This is a genomic window from Citrobacter sp. Cpo040 (genome assembly GCF_030332915.1).
Taxonomy (GTDB): Bacteria; Pseudomonadota; Gammaproteobacteria; order Enterobacterales; family Enterobacteriaceae; genus Citrobacter; species Citrobacter portucalensis.
In genome coordinates this window covers 1-24335 of sequence record NZ_JAOWGX010000026.1, presented here as the reverse complement: position 1 = coordinate 24335, position 24335 = coordinate 1, and the positions used below count along the sequence as shown (strand labels likewise).

Below are 24335 nucleotides of genomic sequence, written 5' to 3'. Positions count from 1 at the left end.
ATCCTCTACGAATTAACCTGGTTATACCGCGGATGCACCACCGACGATTTCGGTGAGTTCCTGAGTAATGCTGGCCTGACGAGCTTTGTTGTATACCAACTGCAGCTCTTTAATCAGGCTGCCGCCATTGTCGGTCGCGGCTTTCATCGCCACCATACGTGCGGCCTGCTCGCTGGCCAGGTTTTCTACCACGCCCTGATAAACCTGAGACTCGACATAACGACGCAGCAAGGTATCCAGCAGCGCTTTCGGGTCTGGCTCATACAGGTAATCCCAAGATTTACGCTTCAATTCATCATCATCTGATGCCGGCAGAGGCAGCAGTTGAGTGATGGTTGGCGTCTGAGACATGGTGTTAATAAATTTGTTGCTGACAACGTACAGTTTGTCCAGACGACCTTCATCGTAGGCCTGCAGCATCACTTTAACCGGACCGATCAGTTCGGACAGGGAAGGGTTATCCCCCATGCCGGTTACCTGAGCGATCACGTTTCCGCCAACGGAGTTAAAGAAAGACACGCCCTTAGAGCCAATCATTGCGATATCGCACTGAACGCCTTTATCGGACCATGTTTTCATATCCGCCAGCAGCTTTTTGAACAGGTTAATGTTCAAGCCACCGCACAGACCACGGTCGGTCGACACCACCAGGTAGCCCACGCGTTTAACGTCGCGTTCTTCCAGGTAAGGGTGCTTATATTCCAGATTACCATTCGCAAGGTGACCAATCACTTTGCGCATGGTCTCTGCATAAGGACGGCTGGCCGCCATGCGATCCTGCGATTTACGCATTTTGGAAGCGGCGACCATCTCCATCGCTTTAGTGATCTTCTGCGTGTTCTGGACGCTTGCGATCTTACTACGTATCTCTTTTGCGCCGGCCATGAGCTTCTCCTCAATGCCTTGCGGTCCGCCCTAAAGCAGACCGCCAGACGTTACCAGGACTGGGTTGCCTTGAAGGAATCGAGGATAGCTTTCAGCTTGCCTTCGATTTCATCGTTATAGCCACCGGACTGGTTGATCTCTTGCATCAGCGGAGCGTGGTCACGGTCAACGTAAGCCAGCAGAGCGGCTTCGAAGCTACCGATTTTCGCCAGTTCCACATCTTCGAGGTAACCGCGTTCAGCCGCAAACAGCACCACACCCTGCTGTGCAACAGACATTGGCGCATACTGTTTCTGCTTCAGCAGTTCAGTTACTTTCTGACCATGGCTCAGCTGCTTACGAGTAGCTTCATCCAGGTCGGAAGCGAACTGAGAAAACGCTGCCAGTTCACGATACTGTGCCAGAGCGGTACGAATACCACCGGACAGTTTCTTGATGATCTTGGTCTGCGCTGCACCACCAACACGAGATACGGAGATACCCGGGTTAACTGCCGGACGAATACCGGAGTTAAACAGGTTAGTTTCCAGGAAGATCTGACCATCGGTAATGGAAATTACGTTGGTCGGAACGAACGCAGAAACGTCACCCGCCTGGGTTTCGATAATCGGCAGAGCGGTCAGGGAGCCGGTTTTACCTTTAACTTCACCATTGGTGAACTTCTCAACGTATTCCGCGTTTACGCGGGATGCGCGTTCCAGCAGACGGGAGTGGAGGTAAAATACGTCGCCCGGGAATGCTTCACGTCCTGGCGGACGACGCAGCAGCAGGGAAACCTGACGGTAAGCAACGGCCTGTTTAGACAGGTCATCGTAAACGATCAGTGCATCTTCACCGCGGTCACGGAAGTATTCGCCCATTGCGCAACCGGCATATGGTGCCAGGTATTGCAGTGCAGCAGATTCAGACGCGGTCGCCACAACAACGATGGTGTTGGACAGTGCGCCGTGTTCTTCCAGTTTACGAACCACGTTGGAAATGGTGGACGCTTTCTGGCCGATAGCCACGTACACACATTTGATGCCGGAATCACGCTGGTTGATGATGGCATCGATTGCCATCGCAGTTTTACCTGTCTGACGGTCACCGATGATCAGCTCACGCTGGCCACGACCGATTGGGATCATGGCATCAACAGATTTATAACCGGTCTGTACTGGCTGGTCGACGGACTGACGTTCGATTACGCCTGGTGCGATAACTTCGATTGGCGAGAAGCCATCGTTATCAACCGGACCTTTACCGTCAATCGGGGAACCCAGAGTGTTCACCACACGACCCAGCAGGCCACGGCCAACCGGAACTTCCAGAATACGACCCGTACACTTAACCTTCATGCCTTCGGCGAGGTCAGCGTATGGACCCATCACAACTGCACCTACGGAGTCGCGCTCCAGGTTCAGTGCGATAGCGTAACGGTTACCCGGCAGGGAAATCATCTCACCCTGCATACAATCGGCCAGGCCGTGAATGCGGATAACACCGTCACTTACAGAAACAATAGTACCTTCGTTATGAGCTTCGCTCACAACACTGAACTGAGCAATGCGCTGCTTGATCAGTTCGCTGATTTCGGTGGAATTCAGTTGCATGCTCCAGTCCCCTTAAGACTGCAAGACGTCTGCAAGGCGCTCAAGACGGCCGCGTACGCTGCCATCAATGACCATATCACCCGCTCGGATGATTACGCCTGCCATTACAGACTTATCGATTTTGCAATTCAGCTTAACTTTGCGTGACAGACGTTTTTCCATCGCAGCACTAATCTTCGTAAGCTGTTCATCACTCAGTGCATTGGCAGAAGTGACTTCTACCTCAGAGATAGCCTCACTGGCTGCACGCAGGTGAATAAACTGCTCAAGAACATCCGGGAGCGCATTCAGACGGTTATTTTCAGCCATAACCCTAATCAGGTTTTGGCCGCTTTCGTCCAGCTGCTCACCGCACACGGCGATAAACGACTCAGCGAGCGTTTCCGGCGCCAGCGCGCCAGAGAGAAGCTCTGCCATTTGTTCGTTTTTTGTCACCTCAGCGGCGAACGTCAACATATCCTGCCAACGGTCAATGCTTTGGTGCTCAACGGCAAAGTCAAAAGCTGCTTTGGCGTAGGGGCGAGCTACCGTAATAAATTCAGACATCAGCCCCTCCCTCCTTACAGTTCAGCGACAAGTTTGTCCACGATGTCGCTATTAGCAGCTTCATCCACGGAACGTTCGATGATCTTCTCGGCGCCAGCAACAGCCAGGATAGCAACTTGCTTACGCAGCTCTTCGCGAGCACGTTTACGCTCGGCGTCAATTTCCGCCTGCGCCTGTGCCACGATTTTAGTACGTTCCTGCTCTGCTTCAGTTTTAGCTTCGTCCAGGATCTGAGCACGGCGTTTGTTCGCCTGCTCGATGATTACCTGAGCTTCCGCCTTCGCTTTTTTCAGCTGGTCGGTCGCGCTGGCCTTTGCAAGGTCAAGATCCTTATGTGCTCGTTCTGCAGAAGCAAGGCCGTCAGCAATTTCTTTTTGACGTTTTTCGATGGCAGCCATTAATGGCGGCCATACGTACTTCATGCAGAACAGAACGAACAGGACAAACGCGATGGCCTGGCCGAGGATTGTTGCGTTAAGATTCACAGCACAATGCCTCTATCTAGTTAACGTTCTGATATTGCTCTTAATTCAAGCAACGCTTACTACGCGACAGCAAACATCACGTACAGACCCAGACCTACAGCGATCATTGGGATTGCATCCACCAGACCCATAACGATAAAGAACTGAGTACGCAGCAGAGGAATCAGATCCGGTTGACGCGCTGCGCCTTCCAGGAATTTACCCCCGAGGATGCCGATACCGATCGCAGCACCGATTGCCGCCAGACCCATCATCACAGCGGCAGCAATGTACAGCAGATCCATATTCAGGTTTTCCATGACAGTCTCCAGTTTGTTTCAGTTAAAACGTAGTAGTGTTGGTAAATTAATGCTCTTCAGATGCCATCGACAGATAGACAATCGTCAGAACCATAAATATGAAGGCTTGCAGCGTGATAATCAGTATGTGGAAAATGGCCCAAGGCACATTCAGGATCCACTGTGACCACCACGGCAACAGACCAGCAATCAGAATGAAAATCAGCTCACCGGCATACATGTTGCCGAACAGTCGCAGACCAAGAGAGATTGGTTTGGACAGCAGGCTTACCCCTTCAAGGATTAAGTTGACAGGGATGAACGCCCAGTGATTGAACGGCTGCAGCGTCAACTCTTTCGCGAAGCCACCGATGCCTTTCATTTTGATGCTGTAGAACAGAATGAGGATAAATACGCCCAGCGCCATCGACAGGGTGATGTTCACGTCAGCAGACGGAACCACACGCAGAGCCGGTAGGCCAAAGATATGCTCACCGATGTACGGCAGCAGGTCGATAGGCAGCAAATCCATCAAGTTCATCAGGAATACCCAGACGAAAATCGTCAGGGCCAGCGGAGCAATCAGCTTGCTTTTGCCATGGTACATGTCTTTCACGCTACCATGCACAAAGCCGATTACCAGCTCAATCGCGGTCTGAAATTTACCTGGTACGCCGCTGGTCGCCTTTTTGGCTACGCTACGGAACATAAGCAGGAACAACAGACCCAGAACCACCGAGAAGAAAATGGAGTCAATATTGAGCGTCCAGAAGGTGGCTGGGGGGTTGTGCGGATCCACCAGCGAGAATGTACGTAGGTCCAACTGAAGGTTATTCAGATGGTGTCCTATGTAATCCTGCGGCGTCATATTTTCTGAAGCCATGATGCCTTTACCCTTTGTTGTTAATTACAGCCGGCGCCAGTATCTGAACCACCAGCACCAAAACCCACGTAACGATCAGCGGCATGAATACCGCTTTCAAAACAGCCAACGCCACCACCAACAACACCAGCATCGCTAATACCTTGAAGGCTTCGCCGAAAGCGAACGACCAGGCTACTCGGCCCTTCGCTGGTGTATGTACCTGGTGACGCCAGGCAAATATCATAAACAACACATTAGGCAGTAACACTGCCAATCCTCCACACAACGCGGAGATGCCCCAGAAAGGGTCTTTGAGGCTAAACAGCAATCCACTTGCTATTACAACCAGAAGCTGTGTGAGCAAAAGCTTACGAGCAACGTTTCGACTCAAGAGCGACATAGACATCACGTTTTTACTCCTGCTCCCTTCGAGGTATGCCGCGTGTCGTATAAAACGTTCTTTATGGCTTAGAGTCAAGCATCAAAAAGCGGACAAATTATACGGTGCGCCTTCGTGATTTCAAACAATAAGTAGCTAAAAAGTGAATAAATGTTTAAATATTTTTCGCTGACCCACATTTATTACTTTTAGGCAAACTGTGAACGATCATGCAAAACTGCAAATGCCGCGAAAACACTGGCGTCAAAGCGTGCACCAGATCACATATTGAACATATTCACCTTCGCATAATTTATTTACGTGGCAATTGATGCCTTTTCATCTTTTTGATATTTAAGCGTAAAAATAGCCACTATTTCAAAAACAACGCCTAACAACAAAAAAACCGCTCATTGACATTTATAATAAAAAATTAACACGAACGGTGATTCTTACGTTCTATTTTTAGCAGACTGATATTTTCACAGCTGACTTGTTTCGCTTTTAACAAAAAACGGTACGTTATAGTTATGATGCAAAACCGTAAGGCACTAGTGAAATGTAACGACATTTAACCACACTATTACCTATGACTTTTAACACCTGAAAAGCCGTTTTTTCTCTATTTTTTTTGATAAAAATTAAATTTTTTTTGGCTTAATAACCACCAAATGACGTTCACCATCCAACTGCGGAACGCGTAATTTTTCGACGGACTCAACGCTGAATTCTGCTGGCAGCGAATCAATTTCATCTGCAGGCAACTGCCCTTTTAGCGCATAAAAACGCCCATTCTGGCCCGGCAAATGGTGACACCAGCTCACCATATCATTGAGTGAAGCGAAAGCACGGCTAATCACCCCATCAAACGGCGGTTCTGAAGGAAATTCTTCAACACGGCTTTGCACTGGAGTGATGTTAGTAAGCGCAAGCTCATGCTGCACCTGACGCAAGAAACGAACACGTTTTCCCAGGCTATCGAGCAGTGTGAAATGCACTTCTGGACGCACGATAGAGAGCGGAATTCCCGGCAGGCCCGGTCCCGTACCTACATCGATAAAACGCTCACCCTTCAGATACGGTGCAACGACAATGCTGTCCAGAATATGGCGTACCAGCATTTCGTTGGGATCCCGCACCGACGTCAGGTTGTACGCTTTGTTCCATTTGTGCAGCATATCGACATACGCAATCAGCTGATTTTTCTGGTGATCGGTAAGAGAAATACCGGCATCAGCCAGCAGACGAGAGAGTTTGTTGAGCACGGTCGTTACCTGTTAATAATCAAATGCCCGATGCGCTTTCGCTTATCGGGCCTACAAATTTGTACGGCGGGCAAGCGAAGCGCCCCCGCCAAAATAGTGTTATCAAGCGCTGCGGCGCAGCATACCTTGTTTTTTCAGCCATACCAGCAGAATGGAGATGGCGGCAGGCGTTATGCCGGAAATACGCGATGCCTGACCGATCGAGACGGGTTTGTGATCGTTCAGCTTAGCGATAACTTCATTCGACAAGCCAGAGACCTGGCGATAATCCAGCGTTGCAGGCAACAGGGTGTTTTCATTGCGCTGTTGTCTTTCAATTTCTTCCAGCTGACGGGCAATATACCCTTCGTATTTCACCTGAATCTCAACCTGCTCTGCGGCCTGAGCATCATCAAGCGCGGGTGCGAACGCAGATAAAGAGGTCAACTGAGCATAGGTCATATCCGGGCGACGCAGCAGATCTTCACCGCTCGCTTCACGGGACAGAGGTGTAGCCAGGTGAGCATTCACTTCTGCTGCGGACTCCGCTAACGGATTCACCCAGGTTGATTTAAGACGTTGGCGTTCCTGTTCGATACGCTCCAGTTTCTCGTTGAAGCGAGCCCAGCGCTCATCGTCCACCAGACCCAGTTCACGACCAATTTCGGTCAGACGCAGGTCGGCGTTATCTTCACGCAGCATCAAACGGTATTCAGCGCGAGATGTGAACATACGGTACGGTTCTTTGGTACCCAGCGTACACAGGTCGTCCACCAGCACGCCAAGATAAGCCTGATCGCGACGCGGTGCCCAACCCTCTTTTTCGGCAGACAAGCGTGCGGCGTTCAGACCTGCCAGCATGCCTTGTGCGGCGGCTTCTTCATAACCGGTTGTACCGTTAATCTGGCCCGCAAAGAACAGACCCTGGATGAATTTGCTTTCCAGAGTAGGTTTCAGGTCACGCGGATCGAAGAAATCATACTCAATCGCGTAGCCTGGGCGGACGATTCTGGCATTTTCCATCCCCTGCATGGAGCGGACAATTTGCATCTGCACATCGAACGGCAGGCTGGTGGAGATGCCATTCGGGTAAATTTCGTTAGAGGTCAGCCCTTCCGGTTCGAGGAAGATCTGATGCTGGTTACGATCGGCAAAGCGCATTACTTTGTCTTCGATCGACGGGCAGTAGCGTGGGCCAATACCTTCGATCACGCCAGCGTACATTGGGCTACGATCGAGGTTATTGCGGATCACGTCATGGGTTTTCTCATTGGTATGCGTGATGTAACACGGCATCTGGCGCGGATGTTGAGAAGCATCGCCCAGGAATGAGAAGACCGGCATCGGGTTATCGCTGTTTTGCTGGCCGAGCACGCTGAAATCAATCGTGCGCGCATCGATACGCGGCGGTGTACCGGTTTTCAGGCGGCTGACGCGCAGCGGCAGTTCACGCAGACGGCGTGACAGCGGGATGGACGGCGGATCGCCAGCGCGGCCACCGCTGTAGTTATCCAGACCAATATGAATTTTGCCGTCGAGGAAAGTCCCCACAGTTAATACGACCGCTTTGGCACGGAACTTCAGTCCCATTTGGGTTACTGCACCCACAACGCGATCGTTTTCGACAATCAGATCTTCAACCGCCTGCTGGAAGATCATCAGGTTGGGTTGATTCTCCAGCGCAGTGCGTACCGCCTGACGATAGAGCACACGATCGGCCTGAGCTCGGGTAGCGCGAACGGCTGGCCCTTTGCTTGCGTTTAGTATCCTAAACTGAATACCGGCATGGTCGATCGCTTTTGCCATCAATCCACCAAGCGCATCCACTTCTTTTACCAGGTGTCCCTTCCCAATACCGCCGATCGCCGGGTTGCAGCTCATCTGCCCCAGAGTGTCGATATTGTGTGTCAAAAGCAGAGTCTGTTGACCCATTCGCGCCGCGGCCATTGCGGCCTCGGTGCCTGCATGACCCCCGCCAATGATGATGACGTCAAAAGGATCCTGATAAAACATGGTAATTGCCTCGCATAACGCGGTGTGAAAATGGATTGAAGCCCGGGCCGTGGATTCTACTCAACTTTAGTCGATGGAGAAAGACCTGGGATCCTGGGTATTAAAAAGAAGATCTTTTTATTTAGAGATCTGTTTTATTGTGATCTCTTATTAGGATCGCACCTTTCTGTGGATAAGGACGATCCTTTAAGTAAGATCAACAGGTTGCTGAGGATCATTAGCTGTGAATGATCGGTGATCCTGGTCCGTATAAGCTGGGATCAGAATGAAGGGTTATACACAACTCAAAAACTGAACAACGGTTGTTCTTGGGATAACTACCGGTTGATCCAAGCTTTTAACCAGAGTTATCCACATAAAAAAGTACGATCTTTACAAATCTCTGAGCAACGGATGCCACGATCCCAGCCAAATTTCAGCCGGATCTTCCGGAATTTCATGTTCCAGCACGTTGATCCTGAGAGTTTCGCCGATCTGTTTTGCCCCACAGGCCTTCAATTCGGCTTCCAGCTTGTCGATTGCGCCGCAAAAGGTGTCATATTCACGACTGCCGATCCCGATTGCACCAAAGCGCACTAGTGACAGGTCCGGCTTTTGCTCGCGTAACGCATCATATAAAGGCTGCAGGTTGTCAGGAATATCTCCCGCACCGTGCGTGGAGCTGATAATCAGCCACATTCCGTCAGTCGGAACCTCTTCAAGCATTGGCCCATGCAGTATTTCGCTGGAAAAACCGGCGTCGTCCAGCTTTTCAGCCAGATGCTCTGCTACATATTCCGCACTGCCAAGCGTACTACCGCTGATAAGAGTGATGTCTGCCATGATCGCCCACCTTTATAAAGAGGGCGTATTGTACGCTGTGAGCGAGCTGGGATCTACCTGTGGAAAAATAGGGGATTAAAAAAACCGATCATGGCTTGATGGTGCGCATGATCGGGTTTTGCAGGACGATCAGCGTTTCCGTGGACTGAATTTCGTCAATTGTTTGGATCTTGTTGATAAGTACCTGCTGCAATGCGTCGATCGACTTGCACATCACCTTAATAAAGATGCTGTAGTGCCCGGTGGTGTAATACGCTTCGGTCACTTCATCGAGGCTTTCCAGTCTGGCCAGCGCTGACGGATAGTCTTTCGCACTTTTCAGGATGATGCCGATAAAGCAGCCGACGTCATAACCCAATTGTTTGGGACTGACATCAATCCGCGCGCCGGTAATAATCCCCGCCTGCTTCATCTTTTCTACGCGAACGTGAATTGTTCCTGGGCTGACGCCGAACTGTTTGGCTAATTCTGCGTAGGCGGTACGAGCATTTTCCATTAAGGCGTCAAGAATGCCGCGGTCCAGATTGTCGATCTGATAATTTTCCATAGGTTTTTCTTATGTAGATTAATGATTCCCTCTATTTTAGACGTAATTTTTAACGAATCAAAATCGAAGTCGGCTTTTTGTTTGTTGATTATTGAATATTACCTCCATTCTGTTGCTTAATCATAGGCAACAGGACACAGGAGTACACATAATGAAAACCGCTTACATTGCCAAACAACGTCAAATTAGCTTCGTAAAATCTCATTTTTCTCGCCAGCTGGAAGAGCGTTTAGGCCTGATCGAAGTTCAGGCGCCGATCCTCAGCCGCGTTGGAGATGGCACGCAGGATAACTTGTCGGGCTGTGAGAAAGCGGTGCAGGTGAAGGTTAAAGCATTGCCAGACGCTCAATTCGAAGTGGTTCATTCACTGGCGAAGTGGAAGCGTCAAACGTTAGGACAACACGACTTTAGCGCAGGCGAGGGGCTGTACACGCACATGAAAGCCCTGCGTCCCGATGAAGATCGCCTCTCCCCATTGCACTCAGTGTACGTTGACCAGTGGGACTGGGAGCGCGTGATGGGCGACGGTGAGCGTCAATTCTCCACTCTGAAAAGCACGGTAGAGGCTATCTGGGCGGGAATTAAGGCCACCGAAGCTGCGGTTAGCAAAGAGTTTGGTCTGGCACCGTTCCTGCCAGAGCAGATCCACTTTGTTCATAGCCAGGAGCTGTTATCTCGTTATCCGGATCTTGATGCAAAAGGTCGTGAACGTGCGATCGCTAAAGAGCTGGGTGCGGTATTCCTGGTGGGGATCGGCGGTAAGCTCAGTGACGGTCACCGTCATGACGTACGTGCGCCCGATTATGATGACTGGAGTTCAGCGTCCGAGCTGGGTCATGCCGGTCTGAACGGTGATATTCTGGTCTGGAACCCGGTTCTGGAAGATGCGTTTGAGCTGTCTTCTATGGGGATCCGTGTGGATGCTGACGCCCTGAAACACCAGCTGTCTCTGACCGGTGATGAAGATCGCCTGAGTCTGGAGTGGCACCAGGCGCTGCTGCGCGGTGAAATGCCGCAGACAATTGGTGGCGGCATTGGGCAGTCGCGTCTGACCATGCTGTTGCTGCAATTACCGCACATTGGTCAGGTTCAGTGTGGCGTATGGCCGGCCCAGGTACGTGAAAGCGTTGCTTCTCTGCTGTAACAATTAACGCCGCCAGCGTCTGAGCAGGCGGCTTCGCATCCCGGTATCAAAGCGCCAGATATGATCGAAAATGCGCATGATGCCGGGTTTGCCATGTGCTGACATCGCCACCGCGTGAAAACGGTGCTGGTGCACCCGCTGTAATTCACCCACTTTATTGACGACCTCATCGGGCAATCGCTGAGCGATAAAATCTGAGATCACCACCGCATCGGCATCAAACCATTCCCGACCCTGCATGCGCTCAATTATGGCGCGAAAACAGCTGGCAATATCAGTGCCACCACGAAAGCGCTGACTTAAAAAGCGGATAGCCTGTTCGATGCCCTCCGGACCGGAAAGCTCATAGCGCACCACTTCTGTTGAAAACAGCATAATGAAACAGCGCCGGTTATCGGCAAGGGCAACGCGCATTAGCGCCAGACAAAAGGCTTTCGCACACTGCTCATTAAATCCACCCATCGATCCCGAGGTATCAACGCAGACGATAAAAGGCCCGCGCGGCTGCTCGTCAAAATCCTGATGCACCACCGGACGTTCCGTTACTTTCTCACGCCATGCTTCGCCGTGCAGGCGGTAGGTGAGCAGTTGCTTTTCCACCAGCCGTCGGTAGAACTCGTATTCCAGTTCGGTAATGCCCAGCGTGGCCAGCTCTGGCGGTAGCAGGCGCAGGATATCGTCACTTTGCTGGATGCCATCCACCTGCTCCGGGACGGTTGCAGGTTCGCGCACCAGGGTACGGAAGGTTTCCATTGGCGCATCTTTACGCGGCACGGATTTCGCCTCTCTGGAACGACCTAACTGCTCGGCCAGGCGCTGGAGTTCGGGTTGTTGCGTCAGAAATTCGCCGTATTTCACCATCAACTGATAATCACCGCGCTTGATTTGGCCCGCGCTCATATCCCACAACCGGCCTGCTGCGTTGTCATTTTCTGCCAGTACAGGTTCCAGTTGCCCGCTGAGGGTCATCCGTTCTTGTACTTCACTGAGCAAATGCTCGCGCTCTTCTTCCAGCAGTTGCTGATTCAGCGTTGTGGTTTGCACCACCAGGCTCAGGCGCCAGCGCTGGAGAAAAAGCGTATGTAGGGCGGGCGTAAAGGTGCTGTTGTCATTGACCAGTTGCTGCGCTTGTCCGGCCCAGGGCGAATGGAGGCGGTGCAATAGGGATAATATTTGCGGTAGCTGAACGATAAACTGCGCATGAGAGAGGAGCTGGCTTTGTTGATAGCACATAACCTCCTCCATCAGCTCCGGCGGTACATGGGTATCTTTGAGGCGGCTACGCAATGATTCACGCCAGCGGGGAATGTCGTCAGTGATCGCTTTTTTAAGGCGAGGAAATTTTTTAAAAAATACCACCATCTTTGGGGAAGCCAGCAGGGCGACGATCATCTCTTCGATCATCGCCTCTTCGCTGACTGCCAGCATGATGTTGAGCGTATCAAGGGTCAGCATTGTTGCGCCTGGCGGATTTGCGCCCCGACATCCTGCAGGCTGGCCTCAATGCGGCCTAACCAGTCGCTATGAATAAACAGGCATTTTTGCTGTTCGCTGAATGCGCTGTGCTGCTGATGCCACTCATTATCGAGCGCTTCAAGCTCCTGTTTTATCTCTGCGGGCATACTCTCTTGCGAAGCACCCGGCAGCGCCAGGCGAGAACCTTGTAAACTGACATCGCGTACAACCAGATGCTGTGCGCTATCGACTTCCATATTCAGCGTTTGGGCAAAGCCGATCCCGTTTAGTTTTCCGCGGATCTCACCACCTTTTGTTAGCCACAGTTCCAGCGCGCCACGTTCGAAAGCTATATGGATAACCTCCATATCATGCAGTTTTAAAGGCTTTTGCAGCAGTAATGTCACGACAGAAGACGAGGCTTCTGGCGGTAAATCATAATGAGGACGACGGCTGAACATTCCGCCCTGGCGGATCACCGTGAACGCCGTTTTATCGCTTTGCTGCTGCTGGAGCTGAATGCGGCGCTGCACAATGCTGCCCAGGCGCGTCAGCATGGCTTGCTGTTGCCAGGCGTGTCCGGTCATCAATATTTCAAGCTGCTGTTGCATCAGATTCAGGCTTTGTGCGTCGTACCACAGGCAATCTTTCAGCAGGATCAGGTCGATAGGTACTACCGCATCGCGTCCGCTAAAGAAAGCGCTGGCCTGGAGTAAGCGGATCGCTTTTTTCCAGCGACGATCGGACACATAAGGTGCATTCGGTAACACGTCCAACTGCTGGCGCAGCGTGAAAATGAGCTCAAACACGCGATCGGGAAGCTTGATCGCACCAATGTCTTTTTGCCACTGGTGATACTCTTCATCCGTCACCTGCAATGATGCCGGGACCGGATTGTCGCTTTCATCCTGCTGACTTAACAGCATGGAGCGGAAATTGGCCTTGTCCTGAACTTTATCCAGCCACAGCCGAATCAGCATACGGTCGTACAGCGCTTCCAGGCTGCTGTCGGCTTCAGGCAGTTCGTTGGAAGCCGCCACCAGCAGACGCATCGGAATTTTTTCTTCATACGCGCCGTTACGGAAGTGACGTTCGTTAATGGCGGTCAACAGGGTGTTAAGAATTGCCGGGCCTGCTTTCCAGATTTCATCGAGAAAAACGATTTCAGCTTCAGGAAGATAGCCCGCCGTTAAGCGTTCATAGCGACCTTCGTCTTTTAACGCCTGAATGGACAGCGGACCAAACACCTCTTCGGGCGTAGAGAAGCGCGTCATCAGGTATTCAAAAGCGCGTGCGTTTTGGAAGGCAAACTTCAGTCGGCGGGCAATTAAGCTTTTTGCGATCCCCGGGGGGCCTAATAAGAAAACGCTCTCGCCGCTGAGTGCTGCCAGCAGACACAGACGAATGGCGTGGCTACGTTCATAAAGTCCCTTTTCCAGCGCATTGCTCAGACGGGAAATTCTTTCCGCTAATAAATGTGGGTGAGCCATAATGAAGTGGCGTCCTTTCGCCAAATGTACTGCATAAACTGCGAGTATAGATGCTTCACACCATTGCAGTAATAGACTGAAGGTGCGCTTATTTTTCTTTGAGCCAGATTAATCTGGTCTCATTTAGGGGTACGATTTTGTGATTAATCGTGCATACTGTGCGCCTTTTTGTGGGCCAAGGGACGACGCACACATTTCTTATATATACACCAAATCAATCAAGCTGCACCAAGGCGGCAATGGAGTTTTCTTCTGGGATGGGGGGAATAACGAATGCAGCCCATACGGAGTGGCTTGAAAGATGATGTGTATAAACGAAAGACGAGTCTATGAGCACTGATAATAAACAATCATTGTCTGCGATTACCCTTGCGGCCATTGGGGTTGTCTACGGTGATATTGGTACCAGCCCACTTTATACGCTTCGTGAATGTTTGTCCGGCCAGTTTGGTTTTGGCGTTGAACGTGATGCTGTATTTGGTTTTCTCTCGCTGATTTTCTGGCTGCTGATCTTTGTTGTCTCCATTAAATACCTGACGTTTGTCATGCGCGCAGATAACGCCGGAGAAGGCGGGATCCTGACGCTGATGTCATTGGCCGGGCGCAATACCTCGGCGCGAACAACCTCCATGTTGGTCATTATGGGATTGATAGGCGGCAGCTTCTTCTATGGTGAAGTGGTGATTACGCCAGCCATTTCGGTGATGTCTGCAATTGAAGGTCTGGAGATAGTTGCCCCGCAACTGGATACCTGGATTGTTCCGCTCTCGATAATTGTGCTGACCCTGCTGTTTTTGATTCAAAAACACGGTACCGGTATGGTCGGTAAGCTGTTTGCGCCGATTATGCTGCTATGGTTCCTGACGCTCGCGGTATTAGGCGTGCGCAGTATTATTGGCAATCCGGAAGTGCTGCAGGCGCTCAATCCGTATTGGGCGGTGCATTTCTTCCTCGAATTCAAAACGCTGTCCTTTATCGCGCTGGGTGCGGTGGTGCTGTCGATTACCGGTGTTGAAGCGCTGTATGCGGATATGGGCCACTTCGGTAAATTGCCGATTCGTCTGGCATGGTTCTCAGTTGTATTGCCTTCACTGGTGCTGAACTATTTTGGGCAGGGCGCGTTGCTGTTAAAGCATCCTGAAGCGATCAAAAACCCGTTTTTCCTGCTGGCGCCGGACTGGGCATTAATTCCATTGTTGATCCTCGCCGCGCTGGCAACGGTCATCGCCTCTCAGGCGGTTATCTCCGGCGTCTTCTCGCTGACGCGTCAGGCCGTACGTCTGGGGTATTTATCGCCGATGCGTATCATCCATACCTCGGAAATGGAATCGGGCCAGATTTACATTCCTTTCGTTAACTGGATGCTCTATTTTGCGGTAGTTATCGTGATAGTGAGCTTTGAACACTCCAGTAACCTTGCCGCGGCGTATGGGATTGCGGTAACGGGGACGATGGTACTGACTTCAATTCTGTCGACCACCGTGGCGCGCAAAAACTGGCACTGGAATAAATACTTCGTCTTCCTGATCCTGGTGGCGTTCTTGTGCGTCGATGTTCCGCTGTTCTCCGCGAACCTCGATAAGCTTATTTCCGGCGGTTGGCTGCCTCTGACGCTGGGTCTGGTGATGTTCACCATCATGACCACCTGGAAAAGCGAACGCTTCCGTCTGCTGCGTCGCATGCATGAGCACGGGAACTCTCTGGAGGCGATGATTGCTTCTCTGGAGAAATCGCCACCGGTACGCGTGCCGGGAACGGCGGTGTATATGTCCCGCGCACTGAACGTCATCCCGTTTGCGCTTCTGCATAACCTCAAGCATAACAAGGTGCTGCATGAGCGCGTTATTCTGCTGACGCTGCGCACGGAAGATGCGCCCTATGTTCACAACGTGCGTAGGGTGCAGATCGAGCAGTTATCGCCCACCTTCTGGCGCGTGGTGGCTAGCTACGGTTGGCGTGAAACGCCGAACGTTGAGGAAGTGTTCCATCGCTGCGGTCTGGAAGGTTTAAGCTGTCGAATGATGGAAACCTCTTTCTTTATGTCGCATGAGTCGTTGATTGTTGGCAAGCGGCCATGGTACCTGCGTCTGCGCGGCAAGCTGTATCTGCTGCTACAGCGCAACGCGCTGCGCGCGCCGGACCAGTTTGAAATCCCACCGAACCGGGTTATTGAGCTTGGTACTCAGGTAGAGATTTAATCTCCTCGACGCCCTCTTTCATCGCGAAAGGGGGCGTTTTGTTTTGCCCCTCTCAGTTTTCATTTCATCAAATGATGATCCTTGCGAAACGTTTCGATGACGATCACATTTTCGTAACGTCGCGGTGGTTTTCTGTCCACTCTTCGCACTACACTTATCTCCAGCGAAACGTTTCGCTAGTGGGGAAAGAAAATGAAGAAAGGCGCGGTACTCAACTCTGAAATTTCAACGGTGATCTCCCGTCTGGGGCATACCGATACGCTGGTGGTGTGTGATGCAGGTTTACCCATCCCGAACAGCACAACGCGTATTGATATGGCATTAACCCAGGGCGTACCTTCTTTTATGCAGGTACTGGATGTGGTCACACGTGAAATGCAGGTCGAGGCGGCCATTCTCGCGTCGGAAATTAAACAACATAATCCGCAACTCCACGAAACGTTGCTCAGCCACATTGAGCAACTGCAACAACACCAGGGAAACACCATAGAAATTCGTTACACCACGCATGAACAATTCAAAAAACAAACCGCAGACAGTCAGGCGGTAATTCGCAGCGGAGAATGTTCTCCGTATGCGAATATCATTCTCAGTGCTGGCGTCACGTTCTGAGGCCATCATGAACGCATTACTGCAACTCAAAGGGATCGATAAAGCGTTCCCGGGCGTAAAAGCGCTATCCGGCGCTGCGCTGAATGTCTACCCTGGCCGCGTGATGGCGCTGGTGGGCGAAAACGGCGCGGGCAAATCCACCATGATGAAAGTACTGACCGGGATCTATACCCGTGATGCCGGTTCTTTATTGTGGCTGGGGAAAGAGACCACCTTTAACGGCCCGAAATCCTCCCAGGAAGCCGGAATCGGTATCATCCACCAGGAGCTGAACCTGATCCCGCAACTCACTATCGCCGAGAACATTTTTCTTGGCCGCGAGTTTGTGAATCGCTTTGGCAAAATTGACTGGAAGAAGATGTACGCCGAAGCCGATCTGCTGCTCGCCAAACTGAATCTGCGCTTTAAAAGCGACAGACTGGTTGGTGAGCTGTCGATTGGCGATCAGCAGATGGTCGAAATAGCCAAAGTGCTGAGCTTTGAATCGAAGGTCATCATTATGGATGAACCGACGGATGCCCTCACCGATACCGAAACCGAATCCCTGTTCCGCGTCATCCGCGAACTGAAATCCCAGGGACGCGGCATTGTCTATATTTCTCACCGTATGAAAGAGATCTTCGAGATTTGCGACGACGTAACAGTCTTCCGTGACGGGCAGTTTATTGCCGAACGTGAAGTTGCCTCGCTGACTGAAGACTCGCTGATTGAAATGATGGTGGGACGTAAGCTGGAAGATCAGTACCCGCGCCTGGAAAAAGCGCCGGGTGATATTCGCCTGAAGGTCGATAACCTGTGCGGTCCTGGCGTAAACGATGTCTCGTTCACGCTGCGTAAAGGCGAGATCCTTGGCGTATCCGGGCTGATGGGGGCCGGACGTACCGAACTGATGAAAGTGTTGTACGGCGCATTGCCGCGCACCAGCGGTTACGTCACGCTTGATGGCCATGAAGTGGTTACCCGTTCGCCGCAGGATGGGTTGGCTAACGGCATCGTCTATATTTCTGAAGACCGTAAACGCGATGGCTTAGTGCTGGGTATGTCGGTGAAAGAGAACATGTCACTGACCGCGCTGCGTTATTTCAGCCGCGCCGGTGGAAGCCTGAAACATAAAGATGAGCAGCAGGCGGTGGGTGATTTTATTCGTCTGTTCAATGTTAAAACACCATCAATGGAACAGGCTATCGGCCTGCTTTCCGGTGGTAACCAGCAGAAAGTGGCGATTGCGCGCGGTCTGATGACCCGGCCAAAAGTGCTGATCCTTGATGAACCAACGCGCGGCGTTGACGTTGGGGCTAAGAAAGAAATCTATCAGCTTATCAACCAGTTTAAGGCTGACGGACTGAGTATCATTCTGGTCTCCTCTGAGATGCCAGAAGTATTGGGCATGAGCGATAGAATTATCGTTATGCATGAAGGGCATCTCGGCGGTGAGTTCACTCGCGAGCAGGCCACTCAGGAAGTATTAATGGCTGCCGCTGTGGGCAAGCTTAATCGCGTGAATCAGGAGTAAAAAAGATGACTACCCAGGCTGTTTCTGGTCGCCGTTATTTCACTAAAGCATGGCTTCTGGAGCAAAAGTCGCTCATCGCTCTGTTAGTGCTGATCGCGATTGTTTCCACCATGAGCCCTAACTTTTTTACCGTTAATAACCTGTTCAACATTCTCCAGCAAACGTCGGTGAACGCCATCATGGCTGTTGGCATGACGCTGGTCATCCTGACGTCGGGTATCGATCTGTCCGTCGGTTCCTTGCTGGCGCTTACCGGCGCGGTTGCGGCTTCAATTGTAGGGATTGAGGTCAATGCGCTGGTGGCTGTTGCTGCAGCCCTGGCGCTCGGCGCTGCCATTGGCGCAGTCACCGGGGTGATTGTTGCGAAAGGCCGGGTGCAGGCGTTTATTGCAACGCTGGTGATGATGCTGTTGCTGCGCGGCGTGACCATGGTGTACACCAACGGCAGTCCGGTTAATACCGGATTTACTGACAATGCCGATCTGTTTGGCTGGTTTGGTATTGGTCGTCCGTTAGGCATCCCTACGCCAGTGTGGATCATGGGGATTGTCTTCCTCGCGGCGTGGTACATGCTGCACCACACTCGTCTGGGCCGTTATATCTACGCGCTGGGCGGTAACGAAGCGGCAACGCGTTTGTCCGGTATCAGCGTCAGTAAAATCAAAATTATCGTTTACTCACTGTGCGGTCTGCTGGCATCGCTGGCGGGCATCATTGAAGTCGCGCGCCTCTCCTCTGCGCAACCAACAGCAGGTACTGGCTATGAGCTGGATGCTATCGCAGCGGTGGTGTTAGGCGGTACCAGCCTGGCGGGTGGTAAAGGACGTATTGTTGGGACGCTGATCGGCGCATTGATTCTTGGTTTCCTCAATAATGGTTTGAATTTGTTAGGTGTATCCTCCTATTACCAGATGATCGTCAAAGCGGTGGTGATTTTGCTGGCGGTACTGGTAGACAACAAAAAGCAGTAACAACGATTACAGGACATCTTAAATATGAACATGAAAAAACTGGCTACCCTGGTTTCTGCTGTTGCGCTGAGCGCCACCGTGAGCGCGAATGCGATGGCGAAAGATACCATTGCGCTGGTGGTCTCCACCCTCAACAACCCGTTCTTTGTTTCTCTGAAGGATGGGGCGCAAAAAGAGGCGGATAAGCTGGGTTACAACCTGGTGATTCTGGACTCGCAGAACAACCCGGCGAAAGAGCTGGCTAACGTTCAGGACTTAACGGTTCGTGGAACTAAAATTCTGCTGATCAACCCGACTGACTCTGATGCCGTTGGTAATGCTGTGAAGATGGCTAACCAGGCAAAAATTCCGGTTATTACCCTTGACCGTGTTGCCTCCAAAGGCGAAGTGGTAAGCCACATCGCGTCTGATAACGTGTTGGGTGGCAAAATTGCGGGTGATTACATCGCGAAGAAAGCAGGTGAAGGCGCGAAAGTTATCGAACTGCAAGGGATTGCCGGAACTTCAGCGGCGCGTGAGCGTGGCGAAGGTTTCCAGCAGGCCGTTGCGGCACACAAATTTAACGTCCTGGCCAGCCAGCCGGCAGACTTCGACCGCACCAAAGGTCTGAACGTCATGCAGAACCTGCTGACCGCGCATCCTGATGTGCAGGCCGTATTTGCCCAGAACGATGAAATGGCGCTGGGTGCGCTGCGCGCACTGCAAACCGCGGGTAAATCTGATGTGATGGTGGTTGGATTTGACGGCACTCCAGATGGCGAAAAAGCAGTAAATGATGGCAAACTGGCTGCGACCATTGCTCAGTTGCCGGATCAGATCGGCGCGAAAGGCGTTGAGACTGCGGATAAAGTCCTGAAAGGCGAGAAGGTTCAGGCTAAATATCCGGTTGACCTGAAGCTGGTCATCAAGCAGTAATACCGATTCAGGTCGCTCGCGGCCTGATGGAGACATAAATACGCCATCCCCGTATCTGATTTTGGGGATGAAAGCGTAAAAAGAAAAGCAGGGCACGCGCCACCCTAACCCGGTGGCGCACTTTGACTTGGAACACCAAATATGAAAACCGCAGGCAACCTCGTTGTTCTTGGCAGTATCAATGCCGATCACATCCTTAACCTTAACTCTTTCCCGACACCTGGTGAAACCGTAACAGGTAGCCATTATCAGGTCGCATTTGGCGGTAAAGGCGCGAATCAGGCTGTTGCTGCGGGTCGTAGTGGCGCGAATATCGCATTCATTGCCTGTACGGGCGATGATGATATTGGCGAAAGTGTGCGTAAACAGTTAGCCAAAGATAACATCGATATTGCGCCGATTAGCGTAATTTCGGGGGAATCGACCGGTGTGGCGTTGATTTTTGTGAATGGTGAAGGTGAGAACGTTATCGGCATTCATGCCGGAGCGAACGCAGCTCTTTCGCCAGCGTTGGTGGAAGCACAGCATGAGCGTATTGCTCAGGCGTCCGCCTTACTTATGCAGTTAGAATCGCCGATCGAAAGCGTACTGACTGCAGCAAAGATTGCACATCAAAATAAGACCATGGTCGCCCTGAACCCGGCACCGGCACGTGAACTTTCTGATGAACTGCTGGCGCTGGTGGATATTATTACCCCGAATGAAACCGAGGCTGAAAAGCTGACGGGGATCCGGGTCGAAAATGATGAAGACGCGGCCAAAGCGGCGCAGGCATTGCACGCTAAAGGTATCCATACTGTACTGATTACTTTAGGTAGTCGCGGTGTGTGGGCCAGCGTTAATGGCGAAGGACAGCGTGTGCCCGGTTTTAAAGTGGAAGCCGTTGATACTATTGCCGCTGGAGACACCTTTAATGGCGCGTTAATTACGGCGTTGCTGGAAGAGACTCCGCTGCCTGAAGCGATCCGTTTTGCGCATGCCGCTGCGGCGATTGCGGTTACCCGTAAAGGCGCACAGCCTTCCGTTCCGTGGCGCGAAGAAATAGAAGCGTTTTTAAGTCAACAGAGGTAACGCTTGGCTACAATGAAGGACGTCGCCCGCCTGGCGGGTGTTTCCACGTCGACGGTTTCTCACGTCATTAATAAAGATCGCTTTGTCAGTGAGTCCGTCACTGACAAAGTAGAAGCTGCAATTAAAGCGCTTAACTACGCGCCCTCCGCGCTGGCGCGTAGCCTCAAGTTAAACCAGACCCGCACGATTGGCATGTTAATCACTGCCAGTACCAATCCCTTCTATTCTGAACTAGTGCGCGGCGTTGAACGTAGCTGTTTTGAGCGCGGCTACAGCCTGGTGCTGTGCAATACCGAAGGCGATGAACAGCGCATGAACCGTAACCTGGAAACTCTGATGCAAAAACGTGTGGACGGCTTGTTGCTGCTCTGCACCGAAACACATCAGCCTTCCAGAGAGATAATGCAGCGTTATCCTTCTATACCGACCGTGATGATGGACTGGTCGCCTTTTGATGGTGAAAGCGATCTGATTCAGGATAACTCCTTGCTGGGCGGGGATTTAGCCACGCAACATCTTATCGAAAAAGGTTTTACGCGCATTGCCTGCATCACCGGGCCGCTGGATAAAACCCCGGCGCGTTTGCGTCTGGAAGGATATCGGGCAGCAATGAAGCGGGCGGGGTTGCCTGTCCCGGAAGGCTACGAGATTACCGGTGACTTTGAGTTCGGCGGCGGCTTTGAAGCTATGCAAACGTTGCTGTCGCATAAACAGCGACCGCAGGCTGTTTTTACCGGCAATGATGCAATGGCAGTTGGCGCGTATCAGGCTCTGTACCAGTCAGGATTGCGCATTCCGCAGGATATGGCTGTGGTGGGTTACGATGATATCGAGCTGGCGCGCTATATGACGCCGCCCCTGACGACCATCCACCAACCAAAAGATGAATTGGGCGAACTGGCCATCGATGTATTAATTCACCGGATGGCGCAGCCCGCATTACAGCAACAGCGTTTGCAGCTTACTCCTGTTCTGATGGAGCGGGGGTCGGTTTAGGTTTGTGCCGATCTTTGATCAGGTTACGTCCATCTTTGGCTTTTAGCAGCATGAACATCAGCGCGGATATTACCGTGATAGCGCCCATCGTCATAAAGGTGTAGTGGAACTGTTCGACCGTATTGGTTCCTTCCATACCTTCATAGATACGCAGAACGGCGGCGCTGATGGCAACCCCTAAACTGATTGATAACTGCTGAGTAACAGCCAATACGCTGTTGCCGCTGCTGGCATTTTCATCGGTCAGATCCGCCAGAGTGATGGTATTCATTGAAGTAAACTGGGTGGACATCGCCATACCTAAAATGAACAACGGCAGGATTAGCATCCAGATCGGCATGGCAGGAGATTGCAAAGCGAACTGCGCAATCATCAGGCCGATAAATACCGTAACACCCACCAATGTGGTCCTGTAGCCGAGTTTGCGCAGAACCTGCGTCACCATGGATTTTGCCAGAATTGAACCCAACGCTGTTGGCGCCATCATGCAGCCGGCTATCAGAGCCGGATATCCAAATCCTACCTGCAACATCAGCGGCATTAAGAAGGGCACGCAGCCTGTGCCCAGGCGAGTGGCGAGGTTTCCGGCGATCCCAACAGAAAAGGTCCGAGTCTTAAATATCGGAAGCGATATCAGCGGCGTTGGGTGGCGACGCGCATGGCGAATATAGGCGAGTAGTAACAACACACTGGCAAGAATAATACCGAGTGCGACCCAGGTCTCGACAAGCTTCTCACCGAACAATTCAACGCCGCTGGAAAACAACACCAGGCTCAAACCAAACAGAAAGAAACCGGTCATATCAAAACCGCGGCGTGGCGTGGTGAAGTTCGGCATATATTTGCGGGCATAGAAGATACCGGCAATGCCAATTGGAATATTAATCAGGAAGATCCAGTGCCAACTGGCCCATGTAACCAGTACACCGCCCAATACCGGACCTAAAATCGGCCCCACAAGTCCTGGCATGGTGACGAAGTTAAGCACGGGAAGCAGTTCGCTGCGGGGGTAAGCACGCAATAACGCCAGACGGGCAACGGGCATCATCATGGCGCCACCGATCCCCTGAATGACACGGAAAATCACCAGCTCGCTTAAGGAACTGGACAGCGCGCAGGCCAGCGATCCCAACGTAAACAGGCTAACGGCAATCATAAAGACGCGTCGGGTACCAAATCGGTCTGCCAGCCAACCACTTACCGGGATCAGCATCGCGACAGTCAGGGTATAGCTGATAATGGCCGACTGCATGGCGAGTGGAGAGCGGTTAAGACTATGTGCTATTGCGGGTAGGGCGGTATTGAGGATCGTGGCGTCTAGTGCCTGCATAAAAAAGGCCATGGCTGCTATCCACGGTAGCCCGGCCATACTGCGTGATTTCTTTTCTGACATATTATTTATCCGGTAGCACGTTCGGTGCTATCAGCAATGCCTGACAGGCAGCAAAGGCGCGATCGCCATCGTTATCATCTATTGCATCGACAATGGCCTGGTGCAAATCCAGTTTCACCACATCGTTATAGGTAATAGAGGTAAAGTAGGTCTGGTAAACCGAATGGAACAGAGATGCAAAGGATATAAGGAACGGATTCGCACTCATTTCATAGATGTGCTCATGCCAGGCGATATCAACCTCAATCCAGCGTTCGCGTCTGAAGTTTCTTTTCAGCTCGACCATCTCTTCCATCAGCGTGTTGAGGTGCGCTTTCTGTTCAGCCGTACCTATGGTCGCCGCCAGTAAACACGCCTGAGGTTCCAGACTGATACGCATCACCAGAAAATGTTTAATGACCTGCGGGAAATTATCTTCCGTCATCCACCAGGTGAGTAGCTCCTGGTCAAGGAAGTTCCAGTTTGCTTGCGGCATGACGCGTGTGCCAATACGTGGGCGCGGTAATACCATACCTTTTGCCGTTAATGTTTTTACCGCCTCTCTTACCGCGGTGCGACTCACGCCAAACTGATCGCCCAGCTCTATTTCGCCAGGCAATATCGCACCCGGCGCGTATTCACCTTTTAATATTCGCTGAGCCAGCTTTTCGGCCAGAACGTAGGACAAGTTTTTCTGTGCGGCTAGCTGTTGGGCATTTAACGGCATGAATGTTCTTCCTTACTCTTTTTCTTATTCATTAGTATGCCACCTGGAAGTGTGATTGCGGCTGCAAAAACGGCAATTTGCTTATTTTATGGCATGTTAATGGTTGTTTTGGTGAAAAAACACGCACTCGGAAAGTTATTTTAAATTTCCCCTTGTCAGCCTGAAATAACTCCCTATAATGCGCCTCCACTGACACGGAACAACGGATTACAAGC

The 24335-nt window shown here is 51.6% G+C and carries 23 protein-coding genes; 8 read left to right on the top strand and 15 right to left on the bottom strand.

All coding sequences use genetic code 11. The features are described from left to right. Nucleotides 1-21: 21 nt before the first annotated feature. From atpG to asnC, 11 genes are all read right to left on the bottom strand, one after another. Complete coding sequence (atpG, locus tag OGX86_RS00910) at nucleotides 22-885, bottom strand: F0F1 ATP synthase subunit gamma (RefSeq protein WP_006687765.1); 864 nt, start codon at nucleotides 883-885, stop codon at nucleotides 22-24. A 50-nt stretch (nucleotides 886-935) separates the two neighbouring features. Continuing rightward, nucleotides 936-2477 carry a F0F1 ATP synthase subunit alpha gene (gene atpA / locus OGX86_RS00905; RefSeq protein WP_003827026.1) on the bottom strand — a complete coding sequence of 514 codons (1542 nt, stop codon included), beginning with the start codon at nucleotides 2475-2477 and terminating at the stop codon, nucleotides 936-938. 12 nt (nucleotides 2478-2489) lie between these two features. After that, nucleotides 2490-3023, bottom strand: coding sequence for a F0F1 ATP synthase subunit delta (atpH, locus tag OGX86_RS00900; RefSeq protein WP_003827024.1), 534 nt, complete (start codon nucleotides 3021-3023; stop codon nucleotides 2490-2492). Nucleotides 3024-3037: 14 nt separating this feature from the next. After that, nucleotides 3038-3508, bottom strand: a complete 471-nt coding sequence (gene atpF / locus OGX86_RS00895; protein WP_003827022.1) for a F0F1 ATP synthase subunit B — start codon at nucleotides 3506-3508, stop codon at nucleotides 3038-3040. Between the two features lie 59 nt (nucleotides 3509-3567). Continuing rightward, nucleotides 3568-3807 (bottom strand): F0F1 ATP synthase subunit C, encoded by a 240-nt coding sequence (gene atpE / locus OGX86_RS00890; protein WP_003023794.1) that lies wholly within the window; start codon nucleotides 3805-3807, stop codon nucleotides 3568-3570. A gap of 46 nt (nucleotides 3808-3853) precedes the next feature. Continuing rightward, nucleotides 3854-4669: a F0F1 ATP synthase subunit A gene (gene atpB / locus OGX86_RS00885; protein ID WP_003023792.1), complete on the bottom strand. Its 816-nt coding sequence runs from the start codon at nucleotides 4667-4669 to the stop codon at nucleotides 3854-3856. A gap of 7 nt (nucleotides 4670-4676) precedes the next feature. Continuing rightward, a complete protein-coding gene (atpI, locus tag OGX86_RS00880; RefSeq protein ID WP_003827019.1) occupies nucleotides 4677-5057 on the bottom strand; it encodes a F0F1 ATP synthase subunit I in 381 nt (126 codons plus the stop codon). Between the two features lie 614 nt (nucleotides 5058-5671). Continuing rightward, complete coding sequence (rsmG, locus tag OGX86_RS00875) at nucleotides 5672-6295, bottom strand: 16S rRNA (guanine(527)-N(7))-methyltransferase RsmG (RefSeq protein ID WP_286639047.1); 624 nt, start codon at nucleotides 6293-6295, stop codon at nucleotides 5672-5674. 102 nt (nucleotides 6296-6397) lie between these two features. Further along, nucleotides 6398-8287: a tRNA uridine-5-carboxymethylaminomethyl(34) synthesis enzyme MnmG gene (mnmG, locus tag OGX86_RS00870; RefSeq protein ID WP_003827014.1), complete on the bottom strand. Its 1890-nt coding sequence runs from the start codon at nucleotides 8285-8287 to the stop codon at nucleotides 6398-6400. 372 nt (nucleotides 8288-8659) lie between these two features. After that, nucleotides 8660-9109: an FMN-binding protein MioC gene (gene mioC, locus OGX86_RS00865; RefSeq protein WP_136392477.1), complete on the bottom strand. Its 450-nt coding sequence runs from the start codon at nucleotides 9107-9109 to the stop codon at nucleotides 8660-8662. 88 nt (nucleotides 9110-9197) lie between these two features. After that, complete coding sequence (gene asnC / locus OGX86_RS00860; RefSeq protein WP_003023780.1) at nucleotides 9198-9656, bottom strand: transcriptional regulator AsnC; 459 nt, start codon at nucleotides 9654-9656, stop codon at nucleotides 9198-9200. A gap of 151 nt (nucleotides 9657-9807) precedes the next feature. Between asnC and asnA the strand changes: the two genes are divergently transcribed. Next, on the top strand, nucleotides 9808-10800 hold the full coding sequence (asnA, locus tag OGX86_RS00855) for an aspartate--ammonia ligase (RefSeq protein WP_003827009.1): 993 nt from the start codon (nucleotides 9808-9810) through the stop codon (nucleotides 10798-10800). A gap of 3 nt (nucleotides 10801-10803) precedes the next feature. Here asnA and viaA read toward each other — a convergent pair whose 3' ends face one another. Together viaA and ravA are read right to left on the bottom strand one after the other, a co-directional pair. Continuing rightward, nucleotides 10804-12255 (bottom strand): ATPase RavA stimulator ViaA, encoded by a 1452-nt coding sequence (gene viaA, locus OGX86_RS00850; RefSeq protein WP_008786554.1) that lies wholly within the window; start codon nucleotides 12253-12255, stop codon nucleotides 10804-10806. Further along, entirely contained in the window at nucleotides 12249-13745 is a 1497-nt protein-coding gene (ravA, locus tag OGX86_RS00845) for an ATPase RavA (protein ID WP_020996042.1), read from the bottom strand. Before ravA ends, viaA begins: the two co-directional genes overlap by 7 nt. Nucleotides 13746-14074: 329 nt before the next feature. On the opposite strand from ravA, the gene kup reads away from it, so the two are divergent. The 7 genes from kup to rbsR all read left to right on the top strand — a co-directional run bounded on the left by kup (nucleotide 14075) and on the right by rbsR (nucleotide 22021). Next, a complete protein-coding gene (kup, locus tag OGX86_RS00840; protein ID WP_003827003.1) occupies nucleotides 14075-15943 on the top strand; it encodes a low affinity potassium transporter Kup in 1869 nt (622 codons plus the stop codon). A 192-nt stretch (nucleotides 15944-16135) separates the two neighbouring features. After that, the gene (rbsD, locus tag OGX86_RS00835; protein WP_286639043.1) at nucleotides 16136-16555 is read left to right on the top strand and encodes a D-ribose pyranase; all 420 of its coding nucleotides are present in this window, start codon (nucleotides 16136-16138) and stop codon (nucleotides 16553-16555) included. A 7-nt stretch (nucleotides 16556-16562) separates the two neighbouring features. After that, the gene (gene rbsA / locus OGX86_RS00830; protein ID WP_003023764.1) at nucleotides 16563-18068 is read left to right on the top strand and encodes a ribose ABC transporter ATP-binding protein RbsA; all 1506 of its coding nucleotides are present in this window, start codon (nucleotides 16563-16565) and stop codon (nucleotides 18066-18068) included. Between the two features lie 5 nt (nucleotides 18069-18073). Continuing rightward, complete coding sequence (gene rbsC, locus OGX86_RS00825; RefSeq protein ID WP_003826999.1) at nucleotides 18074-19039, top strand: ribose ABC transporter permease; 966 nt, start codon at nucleotides 18074-18076, stop codon at nucleotides 19037-19039. 24 nt (nucleotides 19040-19063) lie between these two features. Next, the gene (gene rbsB / locus OGX86_RS00820) at nucleotides 19064-19954 is read left to right on the top strand and encodes a ribose ABC transporter substrate-binding protein RbsB (RefSeq protein WP_003023760.1); all 891 of its coding nucleotides are present in this window, start codon (nucleotides 19064-19066) and stop codon (nucleotides 19952-19954) included. A 141-nt stretch (nucleotides 19955-20095) separates the two neighbouring features. Beyond that, on the top strand, nucleotides 20096-21025 hold the full coding sequence (rbsK, locus tag OGX86_RS00815; protein WP_003826997.1) for a ribokinase: 930 nt from the start codon (nucleotides 20096-20098) through the stop codon (nucleotides 21023-21025). Between the two features lie 3 nt (nucleotides 21026-21028). Next, on the top strand, nucleotides 21029-22021 hold the full coding sequence (rbsR, locus tag OGX86_RS00810) for a ribose operon transcriptional repressor RbsR (RefSeq protein ID WP_003023757.1): 993 nt from the start codon (nucleotides 21029-21031) through the stop codon (nucleotides 22019-22021). Here rbsR and mdtD read toward each other — a convergent pair. Then, nucleotides 21987-23414, bottom strand: a complete 1428-nt coding sequence (mdtD, locus tag OGX86_RS00805; RefSeq protein ID WP_008786557.1) for a multidrug transporter subunit MdtD — start codon at nucleotides 23412-23414, stop codon at nucleotides 21987-21989. The two genes, rbsR and mdtD, sit on opposite strands and share 35 nt — an antisense overlap. 1 nt (nucleotide 23415) lies before the next feature. Continuing rightward, nucleotides 23416-24120 (bottom strand): FadR/GntR family transcriptional regulator, encoded by a 705-nt coding sequence (locus OGX86_RS00800; RefSeq protein WP_003023753.1) that lies wholly within the window; start codon nucleotides 24118-24120, stop codon nucleotides 23416-23418. Nucleotides 24121-24335 lie beyond the last annotated feature (215 nt).

Coding starts and splice junctions, on each gene's coding strand:
- atpG (WP_006687765.1), bottom strand. CDS start 885: ATGGCCGGCGCAAAAGAGATACGTAGTAAGATCGCAAGCGTCCAGAAC.
- atpA (WP_003827026.1), bottom strand. CDS start 2,477: ATGCAACTGAATTCCACCGAAATCAGCGAACTGATCAAGCAGCGCATT.
- atpH (WP_003827024.1), bottom strand. CDS start 3,023: ATGTCTGAATTTATTACGGTAGCTCGCCCCTACGCCAAAGCAGCTTTT.
- atpE (WP_003023794.1), bottom strand. CDS start 3,807: ATGGAAAACCTGAATATGGATCTGCTGTACATTGCTGCCGCTGTGATG.
- atpB (WP_003023792.1), bottom strand. CDS start 4,669: ATGGCTTCAGAAAATATGACGCCGCAGGATTACATAGGACACCATCTG.
- atpI (WP_003827019.1), bottom strand. CDS start 5,057: ATGTCTATGTCGCTCTTGAGTCGAAACGTTGCTCGTAAGCTTTTGCTC.
- mnmG (WP_003827014.1), bottom strand. CDS start 8,287: ATGTTTTATCAGGATCCTTTTGACGTCATCATCATTGGCGGGGGTCAT.
- mioC (WP_136392477.1), bottom strand. CDS start 9,109: ATGGCAGACATCACTCTTATCAGCGGTAGTACGCTTGGCAGTGCGGAA.
- asnC (WP_003023780.1), bottom strand. CDS start 9,656: ATGGAAAATTATCAGATCGACAATCTGGACCGCGGCATTCTTGACGCC.
- asnA (WP_003827009.1), top strand. CDS start 9,808: ATGAAAACCGCTTACATTGCCAAACAACGTCAAATTAGCTTCGTAAAA.
- viaA (WP_008786554.1), bottom strand. CDS start 12,255: ATGCTGACCCTTGATACGCTCAACATCATGCTGGCAGTCAGCGAAGAG.
- ravA (WP_020996042.1), bottom strand. CDS start 13,745: ATGGCTCACCCACATTTATTAGCGGAAAGAATTTCCCGTCTGAGCAAT.
- kup (WP_003827003.1), top strand. CDS start 14,075: ATGAGCACTGATAATAAACAATCATTGTCTGCGATTACCCTTGCGGCC.
- rbsD (WP_286639043.1), top strand. CDS start 16,136: ATGAAGAAAGGCGCGGTACTCAACTCTGAAATTTCAACGGTGATCTCC.
- rbsA (WP_003023764.1), top strand. CDS start 16,563: ATGAACGCATTACTGCAACTCAAAGGGATCGATAAAGCGTTCCCGGGC.
- rbsC (WP_003826999.1), top strand. CDS start 18,074: ATGACTACCCAGGCTGTTTCTGGTCGCCGTTATTTCACTAAAGCATGG.
- rbsB (WP_003023760.1), top strand. CDS start 19,064: ATGAACATGAAAAAACTGGCTACCCTGGTTTCTGCTGTTGCGCTGAGC.
- rbsK (WP_003826997.1), top strand. CDS start 20,096: ATGAAAACCGCAGGCAACCTCGTTGTTCTTGGCAGTATCAATGCCGAT.
- mdtD (WP_008786557.1), bottom strand. CDS start 23,414: ATGTCAGAAAAGAAATCACGCAGTATGGCCGGGCTACCGTGGATAGCA.
- OGX86_RS00800 (WP_003023753.1), bottom strand. CDS start 24,120: ATGCCGTTAAATGCCCAACAGCTAGCCGCACAGAAAAACTTGTCCTAC.